The sequence below is a fragment of the Staphylococcus sp. GDY8P45P genome, from assembly GCF_017892745.1.
GTDB classification, from domain to species: domain Bacteria; phylum Bacillota; class Bacilli; order Staphylococcales; family Staphylococcaceae; genus Staphylococcus; species Staphylococcus cohnii.
In genome coordinates this window covers 1-16671 of sequence record NZ_JAESLS010000011.1, presented here as the reverse complement: position 1 = coordinate 16671, position 16671 = coordinate 1, and the positions used below count along the sequence as shown (strand labels likewise).

At 33.1% G+C, this 16671-nt stretch carries 19 protein-coding genes; all 19 read right to left on the bottom strand.

Annotated elements, in window-relative coordinates:
• Positions 1 to 70: 70 nt before the first annotated feature.
• Positions 71 to 1426 (bottom strand): bifunctional UDP-N-acetylglucosamine diphosphorylase/glucosamine-1-phosphate N-acetyltransferase GlmU, encoded by a 1356-nt coding sequence (glmU, locus tag KA873_RS11940; RefSeq protein ID WP_107386293.1) that lies wholly within the window; start codon positions 1424 to 1426, stop codon positions 71 to 73.
• 684 nt (positions 1427 to 2110) lie between these two features.
• On the bottom strand, positions 2111 to 2419 hold the full coding sequence (gene spoVG / locus KA873_RS11935) for a septation regulator SpoVG (protein ID WP_019467718.1): 309 nt from the start codon (positions 2417 to 2419) through the stop codon (positions 2111 to 2113).
• A gap of 70 nt (positions 2420 to 2489) precedes the next feature.
• On the bottom strand, positions 2490 to 2864 hold the full coding sequence (locus KA873_RS11930) for a RidA family protein (RefSeq protein WP_019467719.1): 375 nt from the start codon (positions 2862 to 2864) through the stop codon (positions 2490 to 2492).
• 17 nt (positions 2865 to 2881) lie between these two features.
• Positions 2882 to 3706, bottom strand: coding sequence for a pur operon repressor (gene purR, locus KA873_RS11925; RefSeq protein ID WP_107386366.1), 825 nt, complete (start codon positions 3704 to 3706; stop codon positions 2882 to 2884).
• A gap of 18 nt (positions 3707 to 3724) precedes the next feature.
• Positions 3725 to 4573, bottom strand: coding sequence for a 4-(cytidine 5'-diphospho)-2-C-methyl-D-erythritol kinase (gene ispE / locus KA873_RS11920; protein ID WP_210140485.1), 849 nt, complete (start codon positions 4571 to 4573; stop codon positions 3725 to 3727).
• A gap of 347 nt (positions 4574 to 4920) precedes the next feature.
• Positions 4921 to 5184 (bottom strand): biofilm formation stimulator Veg, encoded by a 264-nt coding sequence (gene veg / locus KA873_RS11915; protein WP_019467722.1) that lies wholly within the window; start codon positions 5182 to 5184, stop codon positions 4921 to 4923.
• 98 nt (positions 5185 to 5282) lie between these two features.
• The gene (rsmA, locus tag KA873_RS11910; RefSeq protein ID WP_181187776.1) at positions 5283 to 6167 is read right to left on the bottom strand and encodes a 16S rRNA (adenine(1518)-N(6)/adenine(1519)-N(6))-dimethyltransferase RsmA; all 885 of its coding nucleotides are present in this window, start codon (positions 6165 to 6167) and stop codon (positions 5283 to 5285) included.
• 6 nt (positions 6168 to 6173) lie between these two features.
• Complete coding sequence (gene rnmV / locus KA873_RS11905) at positions 6174 to 6725, bottom strand: ribonuclease M5 (RefSeq protein WP_210140484.1); 552 nt, start codon at positions 6723 to 6725, stop codon at positions 6174 to 6176.
• A gap of 132 nt (positions 6726 to 6857) precedes the next feature.
• Positions 6858 to 7631, bottom strand: coding sequence for a TatD family hydrolase (locus tag KA873_RS11900; RefSeq protein WP_210140483.1), 774 nt, complete (start codon positions 7629 to 7631; stop codon positions 6858 to 6860).
• A gap of 26 nt (positions 7632 to 7657) precedes the next feature.
• A complete protein-coding gene (gene metG, locus KA873_RS11895; RefSeq protein ID WP_210140476.1) occupies positions 7658 to 9631 on the bottom strand; it encodes a methionine--tRNA ligase in 1974 nt (657 codons plus the stop codon).
• Positions 9632 to 9934: 303 nt separating this feature from the next.
• Positions 9935 to 10768, bottom strand: coding sequence for a 16S rRNA (cytidine(1402)-2'-O)-methyltransferase (rsmI, locus tag KA873_RS11890; protein ID WP_107504691.1), 834 nt, complete (start codon positions 10766 to 10768; stop codon positions 9935 to 9937).
• A gap of 4 nt (positions 10769 to 10772) precedes the next feature.
• The gene (locus tag KA873_RS11885; RefSeq protein WP_107384057.1) at positions 10773 to 11021 is read right to left on the bottom strand and encodes a GIY-YIG nuclease family protein; all 249 of its coding nucleotides are present in this window, start codon (positions 11019 to 11021) and stop codon (positions 10773 to 10775) included.
• Positions 11014 to 11739, bottom strand: coding sequence for a tRNA1(Val) (adenine(37)-N6)-methyltransferase (locus tag KA873_RS11880; protein WP_107386360.1), 726 nt, complete (start codon positions 11737 to 11739; stop codon positions 11014 to 11016). The genes KA873_RS11885 and KA873_RS11880 overlap by 8 nt, the downstream gene beginning before the upstream one ends.
• A 110-nt stretch (positions 11740 to 11849) precedes the next feature.
• On the bottom strand, positions 11850 to 12191 hold the full coding sequence (yabA, locus tag KA873_RS11875; protein ID WP_107386359.1) for a DNA replication initiation control protein YabA: 342 nt from the start codon (positions 12189 to 12191) through the stop codon (positions 11850 to 11852).
• 15 nt (positions 12192 to 12206) lie between these two features.
• Positions 12207 to 13010 (bottom strand): PSP1 domain-containing protein, encoded by an 804-nt coding sequence (locus tag KA873_RS11870; RefSeq protein ID WP_107386358.1) that lies wholly within the window; start codon positions 13008 to 13010, stop codon positions 12207 to 12209.
• Between the two features lie 2 nt (positions 13011 to 13012).
• Positions 13013 to 13939, bottom strand: coding sequence for a DNA polymerase III subunit delta' C-terminal domain-containing protein (locus KA873_RS11865; protein ID WP_107386357.1), 927 nt, complete (start codon positions 13937 to 13939; stop codon positions 13013 to 13015).
• Between the two features lie 125 nt (positions 13940 to 14064).
• Positions 14065 to 14394, bottom strand: a complete 330-nt coding sequence (locus KA873_RS11860) for a cyclic-di-AMP receptor (RefSeq protein WP_046206571.1) — start codon at positions 14392 to 14394, stop codon at positions 14065 to 14067.
• A 26-nt stretch (positions 14395 to 14420) separates the two neighbouring features.
• Positions 14421 to 15038 carry a dTMP kinase gene (gene tmk / locus KA873_RS11855; RefSeq protein ID WP_107386356.1) on the bottom strand — a complete coding sequence of 206 codons (618 nt, stop codon included), beginning with the start codon at positions 15036 to 15038 and terminating at the stop codon, positions 14421 to 14423.
• Between the two features lies 1 nt (position 15039).
• On the bottom strand, positions 15040 to 16383 hold the full coding sequence (locus KA873_RS11850; protein ID WP_210140474.1) for an Orn/Lys/Arg family decarboxylase: 1344 nt from the start codon (positions 16381 to 16383) through the stop codon (positions 15040 to 15042).
• Between the last annotated feature and the right edge of the window lie 288 nt (positions 16384 to 16671).

Below are 16671 nucleotides of genomic sequence, written 5' to 3'. Positions count from 1 at the left end.
AAAATGTCGATTGAGGTCTTCCTTACATCTACATTGTATATATATGATTAGAATCGTAATCTAATCGTGTCTATTTTTTTAAATAACCTTCTTTAGTTGTTTGTCTCGCTCTTGCTAATGCTAAACTGTCATGTGGCACGTTATCAGTAATTGTAGAACCTGCAGCTATAAATGATCTATCACCTAAAGTTACTGGTGCTACTAAGTTGGTATTACAACCTATAAATGAATCATTGCCGATGATCGTTTTGGATTTATGCTTACCGTCATAATTCACTGTGATAGAACCGCAACCTAAGTTGGTACGTTCACCAATTTCTGCATCACCAATATAACTTAAATGTGGTAATTTAGCACCTGTTTTAACGACTGATTTCTTAACTTCTACAAAGTTTCCAACTTTAACACTTTCACCTAAGTCTGCTCCAGGTCTTAACTGGGCAAACGGACCAATTGTAGTATTGTCGCCTACAACCGCTTCGTTGATAACCGATTGTTTAATTGTAACGTTAGAACCTATTTTACTATTATGAATTTCTGTGTTTTGGCCAACAATCGTATCTTCACCAATTACACAGTTACCAGCTAATTTCACATTTGCCTCAATTGTAACATCCATAGCTAATTTCACATCTGCACCTATATATGTAGTAGCAGGATCAATAAGTGTTACACCATTTCTCATATGGTAGTCATTGATACGTTTTCTATAAGCTGCCTCTGCCTCACTTAACATTACACGATCGTTGACACCCATAATTTCTTCAAAGTCATCTGTACGATAGATTTCAACCGTTCCTTGCTCCTGTAAAATAAGAGACAAAACATCAGGTAAATAATACTCAGCTTGAACATTATCATTTTTTACCAGTTCTAATTTTTCAAAAAGCAATTTATTATCAAATGCAAAAATACCTGAGCTAATTTCATTGATTTGTTGTTCTTCTACTGTAGCATCTTTCTGCTCTACAATCTTAACTAAGTGATCATTGCCATCTCTCACAATACGACCATAACCATAAGGATTACTTGTCGTCGCTGATAAAACTGTTGCATCAGCTTGATTGCTTTCATGGTGTTCTAATAGTGATTTAAGCGTTTCTGCAGTTATTAACGGCGTATCGCCACAAACCACTAATGTTGTACCTTGTTCGTCTTTCAAGTGCTCACTCGCCATTTTAACGGCATGTGCAGTACCGAGTTGTTCGTTTTGGAAACTATATAAAGATGTATCTCCCAACGTTTCTTTCACGCTTTCTGCACCGTGGCCAACAATGGTCACAAGATTTTCTACTCCAGATTGTTTAACGTTATCAACGACATGTTCAATCATTGATTTGCCCGCAACCTCATGTAGTACTTTGTATTTCTTAGATTTCATACGTGTACCTTTTCCAGCTGCAAGTACTATTGCATGTCTTTGCATGTGTGTAACCCTCCATTAAATTATACACTTCTATATTATTATAATTTAACGCTAGTACCACTTTCAAGGCTCAAAACCCTAATGTTATACAATGGAAACAATTCAAGTTATTTTCTTTCTCCTAAACATATTCATAATTGTCATCTTTGACTTCCATAAATCATAATAAAATGATTGTCATAAATTTATGTCATACTTTATAAATACTAATGCGCTTCAGAGGTCGTGGCGTTATTAATTTAAATGTCAGTTTTTCTAATTATTAAAATAACTTGTAATTATATTAAGCCATTTATTATTCATTTGTAAAAGCAAAAATATATTTTTTGTCACCTTTTCATTATAATAAATTATTTCAATTCTTTATATTCATATTTTAGTTTAATACACAAAACGGTTGGATTTTCGTTAATGAAAATCCAACTAAAGTAATTAATCATTTTATATAAATGTGATTTCTCTTTACACTTATAGCGATTTTATATCGTGCTGACGCCCTAGGAAATGATATGAGTGAGAGACTACAGGCTCGAACCATATCCCTGGGCAAGCATGCACGGATGAAATCGCAAGATATTTAATACAAAAAAAAGACTAATCCATTGGTATACGGATTAGTCTTTTTTATTTTGAGATTGAGATTTATATCCCAAACCCTTTTTTTAATTTGATTCGTCTTATATATTAAGCTTCGTCATTTGTTTCTTCTGATGATTGAGCATTTTTATCAGGGATAACTTCATCCGTTTCGTCATAAACTTTCATAACCGCATCTTGAATTTCTTGTCTCATTTCTGAATTAATTGGATGCGCGATATCACGAAATTCACCATCTGGTGTTCTTTTACTTGGCATTGCGACGAATAGACCTGAGTTGCCTTCAATCACTCTTAAATCATGCACCACAAATGATTCATCTAGAGTTATTGAAACTAAAGCTTTCATTCTTCCATCTGTTTGTATTTTTCTAAGTCTTACATCTGTCACTTTCATGTAGTGAGCCCCCCTAGTATCTCTTTGTTAGAAGCTTAACAATTTCATCAAAAATTATAAATCCTTTAAATTACTTCACTTCTGCGATGACTTCAATTTCAACTTTTACATCTTTAGGCAATCTTGCGACTTCAACACAACTTCTTGCCGGTTGATGTTCCGCAAAATATTCACCATAAACTTCATTTATATTTTGAAATTCATTCATATCAGCAATGAATATTGTTGCTTTAATTACTGAATCTATGTTTGATCCAGCTTCATTTAATACAACTTTTACATTTTCTAAGACTTGCTTCGTTTGTGCTTTTACATCATCACTGACAATTTCGCCATCTAAATTTAATGGGATTTGTCCTGATGTAAACACAAGCCCGTTAATGACCGTTGCATGTGAGTATGGACCCAATGCTTCTGGTGCTTTTGAAGTGTTGACTACTTTCATGATGTTGATCCGCTCCTTTAAGTAAATTTAGTTAAACTGTTGCCTTTTTCCACTTTAAATTCCTGATTGTATTCATCTACATCAGACAATCTAACTAAGGAAGTATAATCTTCAATTAATCTTTGCTTAACTTCTTTTGATTCTACTAATACGGATACCCCTTTAACATGTGCCTTAAACTCATTCATTAAATTCATCACACCGTTAATAGAACCACCTGCACGCATAAAATCATCCACAACGAGAACGTTAGAGTTTTCTGGTAATGTACGCTTAGATAATACCATCGTTTCTATCTTTCTAGTGGAACCCGACACATAATTTATAGAGACCGTAGAGCCTTCGGTTACTTTATTATCTTTCCTTATCACTACTACAGGTAAATTTAAAACATTCGCTACTGCATTTGCTAGTGAGATCCCTTTTGTAGCGATAGTTACAATCGCATCCAACTCTTGATCCATATAAAGCGTTGCAATTAATTTTCCAACCTTATTCAATAAAGTGGGATTACCCATTAAATCCGATAAGAATAAATAACCACCTGGCAAAAGTCTGTCCTTTTCTTGCAGAAGTTCGATGACTTCATCTACAACTTCACTTGCTTCTGCTTTACTCATCTGTGGTTTATAAGTAACTCCACCACTTGCTCCGGCAGTTGTTATCACCGTGCCCAGTTTTTCTTTTTGAAAAGTAGATTTAATAATTTGTACATCTTCACTGATGGATGATTTTGCTTGTTTAAATTTTTGTACAAAAAATGTTAAAGGTATTAATTTATTGGGGTTGTTCATCAAGTATTGTGTCATATAAACAATACGTTCACTTCTTTTATAGCGCATTTTATTCATCCCTTCTCACTAACCTAATAATCTTGCAATATATACTTCGTTACAACAGCCATTGACCGCATTATACACATGCCTGGCTTGACGTTCTTTTTGTGTTAATCCATAAACGGTTGGACCACTCCCACTCATTACAGCACCATCTGCTCCATTTTTAAGCATATTTTCTTTGATTTTATAAATATCTGAATACATTTCTCCAGAGATGGGTTCCAATCTGTTTGAAAGACTATTACATAATAATTCATAATTCCCCGTATCCAATGCTTCTTTACAAGTTTCAGTATAAACCTCATGTTCTTGAGTTAAATCTAACTTTTTAAAAATATCAGGAGAGGAAATGCCTAAATCTGGCTTAGCAACAATCACCCATGCAGAAGGCGGCTTGTTCATAAATCTAATCAATTCCCCTTTTCCTCTACAAAAAGCGGTTCTCCCATATATACAAAAAGGAATATCAGTTCCTATTTGTATGCCTAACTCACACAATTCTTCTAAAGGTCTATTTAGCTTATATAGTCGATTCATTCCTCTTAATGTTGCAGCAGCGTCTGTCGATCCACCTGCAAGGCCAGCTGAAACTGGTATATCTTTATCTATTGTAATCGTAACACCTTGCTTTAAATTATAAGTTTCTTTCATTAACTCTGCAGCTTTGTAAGCTAAATTTTTATTATCGGAGGGAACATAACTTTGCTCTACGTCCACAACTATTTTTTTATCTTTGCGCAGTTCAAAAGATAAACGATCATTAAGATCAATCGTTGTCATAATCATTTCAACTTCATGAAAACCATCATCTCGTTTGAAGAGTGTGTCCAACGTTAAATTTATTTTTGCTGGCGCAGTCTCATAAATCATATTCCCACCCTCTTTCAATTCGATATGGTAATAAAATGATTTTAACATATTGTTATACTTGCGTTATTCTTTTTTCAAAATTTTATAAGTTTATTGCCCAATTTACCTTGCTTATCACTTTAAGCACCTTAATGTATCATTCAACCAGTTAGTTCCTTATTTTACAATAATATTTTGACGTAATAAAACTATATCTCTTTAATTCTGATGAATTCTATAATATTTCAAAAGAAAAAGGTATATTGATGACTATTCACCAACATACCTTTTTCTAATCAATCTCATATTAATGTCTGAAATAAAAATATGGTTGCTTGAACCAAATTTTCAATTTATATTACTGCTATTTAGTGTGCAATTGCTTCTTGATGATTATCATCTTCAAAAGAAACTTGTACGTTTTCTGTTAAAACGTCAGTGTATGTATATGATACACGCTCAAAATTATGAATATCTTGGTCTAGTTCAACAATAAAAACGGATGGGTAAGTTTCTTTTAAAACACCGCTACGCTCAATTGTTTTTTTACGACCACCATTCGCTTTCAGTACAATACGGTTTCCTAATTGACAATCAAGTGAATTTTTGATGTCTCCAATAGATTTTGGCATATTGCTCCACCTCGCTACATATTGTATAATAACACATTTAGCGCGATTTTGTCAAATAAACGTCAATTTTAGCAAGGTCATACGCAGTTGTCAATCATTTAAAATTCCAATTCCGGGAAATTTTTCAATTCATTATATAAATTTGCAAATTCTTTTATAGAAAGCGTTTCCCCACGTCTTTTAGGGTTAATGCCACTAGCTTCTAACCAATTTACAATTATCTCTTTATTTGCTTTTCCATCAACAAACAAACTTTGATAATTATTGTTGATGGTTTTTCTTCTTTGCCCGAATGCAGCTTTAGACAATTTGAAAAATTTATCTTCGTCGTCTACATCGACAAGTGGTTGTTCACGTTTCATTAACTTCACTACGATTGAATCTACGTTTGGAGGTGGTAAGAATACTGTCTTCGGTACAGTCAACACTTTGCTGGTTTCGGTATAAAACTGCGCAACTATAGATAAGGATCCATAAGCTTTTGTTCCTACCTCAGCATTTAATCGTTCACCAACTTCTTTTTGCATCATTACTACATAACCATCAATTGGTAATTTTTGTTGCATTAAGTTTAATAAAATAGGTGTAGTTATATAATATGGTAAATTAGCAACAACTAAAATTTGCTCACAATCTGCTAGTTCATGTGTCACATAATGTGCAATATCCGCTTTCAATATATCTTCATTGATCACCGTAACATTTTTATATGGTGCCATTGTTTCATTCAGTACTGGTATTAAGCGTTGATCAATTTCAAAAGCGATTACTTTTTTTGCACTTTTAGCCAATTGTTCTGTCAGTGACCCCATACCTGGACCTACTTCAATAACACCCGTACGTTCATCTATATTACTCGCATCTATAATATTATGGATAATGTTGACATCAATTAAAAAGTTTTGGCCTAAACTTTTTTTGAAGCTAAAACCATAATGATTTAGAAGTGCTTTTGTTCGCGATGGTGTGGCAATATCTTTCATATCCAATTATTCTTCACTTCCTTTATTATCTTTCAAGGCATTTCTAACGTCTTCTTCTGTATAACCAAAAGCATTTAACTTGTTAAGTAGTTGTTTCCCGTTAGAATGGCCGATATGAAGTTTTCTTCCTAAAATTTCCCTTTTTCTGCGTGCGTCTTTACCTATAATTAATCCAAGATCAATCAAAACATCCTTATTGATGCTTTCATATCCCTCTTCGAATGGCGTGCTCACATGAATCAAAGCTTCTTTGATATCTTCGATTTTCGCATGTTCGACACCTATTTTACCACGTTTCCCCTTGGCTTTTTCTCGATCAATATAAGCATGTTTAACCCCTGGAATATGCTTTTTTATTGTATTACGAATTTTATCACCTGGGAAATCAGGATCTGTTAAAACAATGACACCTCGTGTTTCATATGCTTGTGCAATCACATTCAACGTTTTTTCATCAATTGCACTTCCATTTGTTTCAATTGTGTCGCAATCAACAGCGTTTTTTACCCGCTCTGTATCATCTCTTCCCTCTACTACAATAAATTCATTTATCTTCATTTATTGTGACACCTTTCATTTTTTACTTCATTTCAGAAAAAATAAAAAGGTACCGGCTCAAATTATGGTTACTCTTAGTATTCATATACCAACTAAGCCATATTTCAGACCGATACCTTTAAAATAATATCTTTATGCTTTTAATTTAAATAACCGTTCAGCATTTTCAGTTGTTTGACGGCAAACTTCCTCATAGCTAATTTCGCGTAACTCAGCAATTTGTTCAGCTACCAAAGTTACACGTGCTGGTTCATTTCGCTTCCCTCTGTATGGATGTGGAGATAGGAACGGTGCATCTGTTTCAACTAATAATCTATCAAATGGTACATGTTTAGCAACTTCTTTAGGCTGCTTCGCATTTTTAAATGTGACAGGGCCTCCTAAAGATACATAGAAATTCAATTTATTAATGACATCATCTGCAATCTCAGGTGACGCACTAAAGCTATGCATAATACCGCCAATTTCTTCTGCATGCTCTTCTTTTAAAATATCTACACAGTCTTGTGTTGCCTCTCTATTATGAATAATGATTGGTAGATTAACGCGTTTAGCTAACGCAATTTGCTTTCTGAACAGAGCTTGTTGGACATCTTTTGGAGATTTATCCCAGTGATAATCTAAACCAGTTTCACCAATTCCAATAACTTTAGGGTGTGCTGCCAACTTTTCTATCCATGCCAATCTTTCTTCTGTGCAATCAATAGCATCTACAGGGTGCCATCCAATAATACCGTATATAAAGTCGTATTGATCAATTAGCTCCATTGTACGTTCAACAGTCGGTGTATCAAAGCCTACTACAAACATACGATCTACGCCATTATCTTTTGCGCGCTCAATAACCGCTTCTAAATCTTCATCATATTGTTCTGCATTTAAATGAACATGTGTATCGATTAGCATATTAAATCGCTCCCTTTATCTAATGATTACTTAATTACTGCACCATTTGGAATTGCATTCGGAAGGCTTACCAGTGTAAGTACACCATCTTTTTCAGCAGATAAAATCATACCTTCTGATTTTCGACCCATTAATTTAGCCGGCTTCAAGTTGGTAACTACCGCAACTTTTTTCCCGATAATATCTTCAGGTTGATAGAACTTAGCAATGCCTGAAACGATTTGACGTTGTTCATTATCTAAATCAACTTGGATTTTTAATAATTTATCAGATTTTTTTACATTCTCAGCATCAATAATCGTGGCCGCTTTGATTTCTACCTTATCAAAATCTTTGATATCAATTTGTGCTTTACTAGGTACTTCTTTTTGCGCTTCTTCGACCTTATCTGGTTGCATAGATTGCTTGATATATTCTATTTCAGCATCACTTTCTAAGCGTGGGAAAATAGGTTGCGGTTTACTACTTACCATAATAGGCTCTGTTAACGCACCATACTGTTCTATACTGTTAAATTCATATAATTCAGGTGAATTGATATTTAACTGTTCAAAAATTTGTCTTGGCGCATTTGTTAAGAATGGTCTTAATAGCACTGCAATGATACGAATATTCTCTACTAAATGAGCCATAACATTGCCAAGCATGTCTTTCTGATTCTCATCTTTTGCTAAAATCCAAGGTGTTGTTTCATCGATATATTTATTCGTTCTACTTATAAATTTCCATATTGTTGAAAGTGCCACTGAGAATTGTAAATTATCCATATTTTCATGGAACGTTTTCACTGTATCAAGTGCCAATTGTTCCATTTCTTCGTCTAATTCGTGTTTAGGACCTTCATAAGCTGGTAGTTCGCCATTAAAATATTTATTAACCATTGAAATTGTACGGTTAACTAGGTTACCTAAATCATTAGCTAAATCATAATTTGTACGTTCTACGAAGCCTTCTGGAGTAAATACGCCGTCAGAACCAAATGGTAATTCACGCATTAAATAATAACGTGTTGCATCTAAGCCATAACGATCAATCAATACGTTAGGATCTACTACGTTTCCTTTTGATTTACTCATTTTGCCGTCTTTCATTAAAATCCAACCATGAGCAAAGACTTTTTTAGGTAATGGAATATCTAAAGCCATCAATAAAATCGGCCAGATAATGGAATGGAATCTAACAATTTCCTTCGCCATAATATGGATATCTGCAGGCCAATATTTTTTAAACAAGCTATCATCATCTGATAAATAACCAAGTGATGATATGTAGTTTACTAGCGCATCAATCCACACATAAACAACATGCTTTGGATTCGATTTAACATGAATACCCCAGTCAAATGATGTACGAGATACTGCTAAATCTTCTAATCCTGGTTTGATGAAATTATTAATCATCTCATTTTTACGAGACGGTGGTTGAATAAAATCTGGATTTTCATCATAAAATTCTAATAAGCGGTCAGTATATTTTGATAAATTAAAGAAATAGCTTTCTTCTTTTACCAATTCTACTTCGTGTCCAGAATCAGGGCTTTTACCTCCGACAATTGCACCATTCTCATATACAGGATCAACAAGTTGTGTTTCCGTATAATACGTTTCATCCGGTACAGAATACCAGCCTTCGTATTCACCAAGATATATGTCACCTTGTGCCAATAAGCGTTCAAATATTTGTTGTACAACTTCTTTATGACGCGCTTCAGTTGTACGAATAAAGTCATCATTGGATATCTCTAACTTTTTCCATAACGCTTTGATGCCTGAAATCATTTCATCCAAATAATCTAATTCTGATTTCCCAGCTTTTTGCGCTTTTTCCTGTATTTTTTGACCATGTTCATCCGTTCCTGTTAAATATCGAACATCATAGCCTTGCATTCTTTTATAACGTGCGATGACATCACCAGCTGTAGTTGTATATGCATGACCGATATGTAAATTCCCACTCGGATAATATATAGGTGTAGTGATATAAAATGTTTCTTTCGCCATCAATGTTCCTCCTCGTTTCTTTCACTTCAAATATATCTAAATTTATTTTTATTTTCAATGAAGCAGATAAGTGTTCAATTTATATTTATTAATCATTTTAATACGTTTGATTTAGCATAAAATTAAGTATTTGTCCGTTAGCAATTTTCACTCATTTTACAACATGATAAATAATCTCTATCTTATCTACATTACCATAAATCAAGCTTGTTATGGGAATTTTTCGCTTGGTTTTATTGATAAAATTTCAAAAAAGTTATTATTTAATTTTCTTTTTAGCATTGCATTTTGTAAGCTTGCGTTTTATACATTATGATATACATCATATACTTCACTTGTCTTCATTTGCCTGTCTTCTGCAACTTGTTTAATCGCTACTTTAGGTTTCATATTCTTATTAATATAATGTCCAACGTGTTCATGTATAGACATATTTTCAAACCAAGACGTATCTTCTGCTGCAATGTCCCCTTCAATGATGATGACAAATTCGCCTTTTGTAAGTATTTCTCCTTCATCTAGTTTCATTAGTAAGTTTTCCACTTTATCCGTGATAATTTCTTCGAATTTTTTGGTCAATTCCCTACCTAATGATACATTTCTTTGCGCATCTATTTTATAAATGGTCTTTAATGTATCTTTAACACGGTGCGGTGATTCATAAATAATCAAAGTACTATCTTGAAACATGCGTTGTTCTAATAAATCATATTTCGCCTTTTCTTTCCTTGGTAAAAACCCAAGAAACGTGTATGTAAATGAGGGTAACCCACTTGCCATCAATGCGGTTAACCCGGCATTTGGCCCAGGTACGGTCTCAACTCTGATTCCATTATTTCTAGCAGCTACTACAAGTTCGTATCCAGGATCACTTATCAAAGGTAGTCCAGCATCTGACACTAACGCAATATTAACCCCTTCCTGTAATTGCTGAATGAGGTATTCCGTCTGCTGTGCTTTATTATGGTCATGATATGATTTCAACGGTGCGTGTATATCATAATGTGCACAAAGCTTTTTTGTCACACGTGTATCTTCACATGCAATCAAGTCTACTGTTCGTAAAATATCAACTGCTCTATATGTAATATCAGCTAAATTTCCAATTGGTGTACCTACTAAATACAATGTCGCCATACTTCTATCCCTCACTTATCAGCTGTAATTTTTTCTGTCTAGAAAATGTTTTGATTTCATATTCACGCTTCATAGCTTCTGATTTAGTATCAAACATTTCTTGATAAACTAACTCTACTGGCCGTCTTATTTTAGTATATTTAGCACCTTGACCACTATTATGTTTTGCTATTCTTTGTTCTATATCTTTTGCATAACCAGTATATAAACTTCCATCTTTACATCTAACGATATAAATAAAATGCTTATCCATAATAGATTTCTCTCATTTCTTCTGAATATGTTCCATCTTCATTATATATATAGAATGGTTGCTGTATGTCTAAACCTTGGTTACCACCTTTTCTACCCTCAACTACAATTGTTTGAGCTACTTTACCAGGTTTACTATAAATAAAATAAAGCTTCTTAGGTTCTATTCGATAATGTCTCATACTACTTAAGACATCCATAAGACGGTCAGCACGATGGACAATTAAAAACCTACCGCCTTCTTTCAATAAATGCCGCGCCTCAAAACAACAATCATCCAATGTACACATTATCTCATGTCTCGCAATTTTATGTGCATCTTTTTGATGCTGAAATTGTTGATTCACTTTAAAATACGGAGGATTACATGTAACAAGACTATACTGTGATGGTTTAAACGTATGATGTGCTTGCTTCAAATCCATATGATACATATGAATTCTTTTGTTCAGATGATTGTGAGCAATACTTCTTTTAGCCATGTTCACTAATTGTGCTTGTATTTCGATACCTTCAATAAATTGATTTCCTTTATGAGATAGTAACAAAGGAATAACACCATTACCAGAACACAGATCCATAATGACATCTTTTTTCTTTACTTTTGTAAAATGCGCGAGTAACAAAGCATCCGTTGAAAAAGAAAAAACATCATCATTTTGTATAATTTCTAATTTCTCTTTTAATAAAAAATCATACCTCTCATTTTCCATTAACATTTTTGTAACCTCCAAAAAAGAGGATGAGTTTACGATGCTTCGCTAATGAAGCCTATCGCTTTTCTCATCCTCAACTCCATATTTTTCTATTCTTATAAATGATATTTATACTACTCACTTAATACTTCGAGACAAAACAGACAGTCGTCGCCTTTTCTATGTTTGCCAAATAGCTCTCCATTGCATATATGGAAGCCTTCTTTGTATAGCATCGCTAAATTATCTTTGCTACGTAATGGGCGTTTAGGTTGATCTTTTTTATCATTTTCTATTTTTTTAGTTTTTTCTTCTTTACCTATTAATGTTTTTAAATTCTCATTCTCTATTTGTAATGCGACATTTTCTTCAATTAATGCTACTGTAAGATTTTTTAAATTTAACATGTCACGATTAATTTGATTAATGTTTTCCTCTAAATGAGCTAGATTTTCAAATATGTCGCTTCGATTCAATGTTGTCACGGCCTCCTAATTTAATGTTTCTAATTCTTCCATTTTATATTCTAATGGTTGTTCAAGACCCTCTATTTTAACCTGCATAGATATATCTAAAATATTTAAGCCCACAACTCTACCATTACCTTCCGGCGTTTCAATGACATCCCCAACATCTGGTAACTGAGCTCTTGCTTCTTCATAATAGTCATTTTCATATTTCAAACAGCACATAAGTCGACCACAAGCACCAGAAATCTTTGAAGGATTTAATGATAAATTCTGATCTTTAGCCATTTTTATCGAAACTGGTTCAAAGTCACCTAAAAAAGTCGAACAACATAACGAACGACCACAAGGTCCAATGCCCCCCAATAATTTTGCTTCATCTCTAACACCGATTTGTCTTAATTCTATTCTTGTTCTCAATTTTTGAGCTAATACCTTCACTAATTTTCTAAAATCTACACGCTCATCTGATGTAAAATTAAAAATAACTTTCGATTTATCCAAAGTAAATTCACAATTTACTAAACGCATATCCAAATGCTGTTGTTGAATGATATCTTTGCACAAATTCAAAGCATCTTTTGCATCATGTTCATTTTGTTCGTATTGTACTATATCTTTTTCTGTAGCTTTACGAACAATCTGTTTTAAAGGTAATGCGACATCTTCATCAGCTACATTTAAAGGTTCATACTTCACTCTTCCAACTTCTAATCCTCGTTTTGATTCAACAACAACCCACTCACCCAAACTTAAGTCAAAATTTTGTGGTGAGTAATATTCCATTTTACCTGCGTGTTGAAAGTGTATACCTACTACGTTTTGCATAATTATTTCACCCCTTTTATAACGATTTGTTCAAATACTAATGTTGGATTTACATTTTGATTTAATTTTTTATGTGCTTCAGTTAACTGATCAAACATTAAAACAATCTGATTATATGTTAAATTTTGTGCGTATTGTTTAATTTCCACCTGTAAATCTTGAAATATCATTTCATCTTCTAATCCTACTTTAGCATGCATAATATCTTCAAAGAAACTGTTAACTGCTGCCAATGATAATAACTGTAAGCGTCTGTTTTTAGCTTGTTTCAATAAATCAACAATTGCTATTAATGCCATAGAACGATTTTTCAATATTAACTGACACCATTTAATGATACTCTTTCGCAGTGCCATTAAGTCTGAGTCTTCGTTTAACGCAACTGCAGTCTCTATCTGTGTTGTATAGGCGCTTAACAATTCCGCAACAGGTCGTGTGATTTCTCGCTCCACTAATCTATCTATAAAATTTAATTTATTAATTGGTTTAAAATAAACATGCTGACATCTCGAGTGAATTGTGTCTAAAATTTGCTCTGGTTTCGTAGTTAATAAAATGGCAATTGTATTATCTGGAGGCTCTTCTAGAAATTTTAATATACTATTTTCACCTTGAATCGTTAATTTTTCAAAGGATTCTATAATATATACTTTATAATTTCCTTCAATAGGCAATTGATTCATATGATGTACTAATTGCTCTATTTGATCCTTTTTTATTGTCGTTTCTTCAGAAGACACATACATAAAATCTGGATGATTAAATGTTTCTACTTTTAACTGACATTGATTTTCTTCACCACATAAAATCATTTTAGAAAAATCGATAGCAACTTGTTGCATTGTCTGTCCATCGTCACCTTCAAATAAATATGCATGCGATAGTTTATTAGATTGATATGCTTTTGTCAGTCTTTCTAATTCATCCATGATAATGTTGCTCCTTTATATAAAAAGGCTGCTAATACACAGTGCCTTAACAAATTACATTTAACATTAGCTAATCACTTAGCAACATGTAATTCGAAAAGTTACCATATACAGCAACCATATTTTTAGAATTGATGGAACGCTTCTACTGGCATAACAAATACCGTTGCGCCGCCAACTTCCACTTCAACTGGATAAGGTATATATGAATCAGCGCTTCCACCCATCGGGGTAATCGGCGATACAAGTTGTTCTCTATTACCACAAGTATCATTAATAACCTGTAGCATTTCATCGACACGATTATCTTCTACACCTGATAAGAACGTTGTGTTGCCTGCTCTTAAAAATCCACCTGTTGTTGCAAGTTTTGTCGCTCTAAAATTATGTTTAACAAGTTTGTCCGAAAGTTCCTGACTATCCTGGTCTTGTACGATTGCTATAATCATTTTCATACTAAACACCTCTTTTGAATATTATATCATAATTTTTCTAAATAATTGGTGATAGATTCATACGTTGTATTCACTACTTTATCTATACTTTGATCCGCATTAATTACAATAAAGCGTTCAGACTCATTATGAATAATCTTTTTATAACCTTCAACTACTTTTTCATGAAATTTTACATCTTCTTGATCTAAACGATTTTGATTTCTTTGATTTTTTAGTATTCTCTCTCTACCAACTTCGACACTTACATCTAGATAGATAGTTAAATCTGGATATAATCCATTAATCGCAAATTCATTAATAGATTTAACTTCTTCTATACCTATACCCCTTGCATACCCTTGATATGCTAATGAACTATCAATATAGCGATCACATAAAACAATATTACCATTATCTAATGCTGGGATAACTTTGCCTACAAGATGTTCGCGTCTTGATGCAGCAAATAATAATGCTTCAGTCCGATCATCCATGTCTTCTCCCTCGAGTAATACTTCTCTTATCTGCTCTCCTGTCTTTACGCCTCCTGGCTCTCTCGTAAGTACAATATGATATTCATGTTTTAGTTTTTCTGCAACTTGTTGTATCACAGTTGTTTTTCCAGAACCTTCTGGTCCTTCAAAAGTTATAAAAGCTGACATCTTATTCATCCTTAATTTCTATTTTTAAATTTTTAATTCCTTCAACTCTTTGATGATGTTCACACCAATAATCCATTAATTTTACCATATCTTCTGTTATTTTTTCTCCCTTAAACATTAACGGAACGCCAGGAGGATATGGCACAATGTGATTGGCTAATATTTTATTTCCAGCATGTTTAATGTCTATTTTTCGCACATGCTGTATTTCGCCACCATAGTACACACTACTTTCAGTTCTATACGGTATGCTAGTATTTATATCCTGCGGTCTCTCTACTAATTGGATTTTTTCAATCCTTGATAATAGTTCATCAAATGGGTATTGATCATCTTCATGCCATAATGGCAAGACCATTAATACTTGAAGGTCATCAGCCAATTCAACATAAATATGCTGTGTTTCAAAGTATGATTGCAATTCATAGCCATTATATCCCTTACATCTTACATTTATTTTCAGTGGATCATCAACCTCAACAACTTCTAACCCTTTGCTTTTTAATCGTTGAATCAGTTGTTCTCTTTTTTGAAAAAAATGTTCACTATTATAGTCTTCATAAAATTTTTGCGCGAGTTCTAAACTACTCATTAATAGATAAGATGGACTAGAAGATTGAAAATAAGATAAATATTTTATGACCTCTTCTCTATAAGGTGCATTTTTATGAATAAATATCACTGAACTCATCGTTAGTGATGGCAATGTTTTATGATATGATTGCACAACATAATCCGCGCCCAAGTTTAATGTTGTCTCAGGGAAATGTTCTAAACCTAGATGTGCACCATGTGCTTCATCGATTAGCGTTGGTATTTTCAATGACTTTAAACATTCCATAACAAATTTAATATCAAAACATTCACCATAATAATTAGGATAAGTAAATACCGCTAGCTTACTATCTTTAACTTGATCATATAATGACGTTTTGTTAGGTCCTAGATATTGATTCGTAGCATCACTAATATCCATTTTTAATAATTGTGCTTTTGCCTTTATTAAATCTAATGCATGAAATACAGATTTATGTGCATTCCGCACTATCGCATAATCCCCTTTTTTTGAGGAAAATGCTTGAATTACAGACAATATTCCTGAAGTGGTACCATTTACTAAATAATAAGCGTCATAATCAGGATGTTTGGTAACTCTTTGCATACTTTCAGCTATTACAGACTCAGGGGAATGTAAGTCATCAAGTCCTGTAATTTCTGTCATATCCATTTTAAAATTCAATTGGTTTAAGTATCCGATAGTCATATTTTTATGTCCAGGTACATGTAATGAAATAGGTTCTTCAGCTAATAATCCTTTCAATTTATGTAACAATGATTCACTCATACTTATCCTCACTTTTCAATTTCTATTTCTATATTTTTGTTTCATTACAATCCTACTATTATATAGTAAAATACACATCTGCTTATACAACAGTATAACGTTTTAATCTTCTACATTTTAACATAATAACATAAAAAAATGAGCGCACTTGAAGACCATACCGTCAAAGTATCATGATTACTTTTTTAAAATTAATAGTATTTATACATCAACCCATGCAGTTAAAATTCTTTTGATGCAAAAAAAGACCCTTTCGGGTCTTAATTACCTGGCAACGTCCTACTCTTG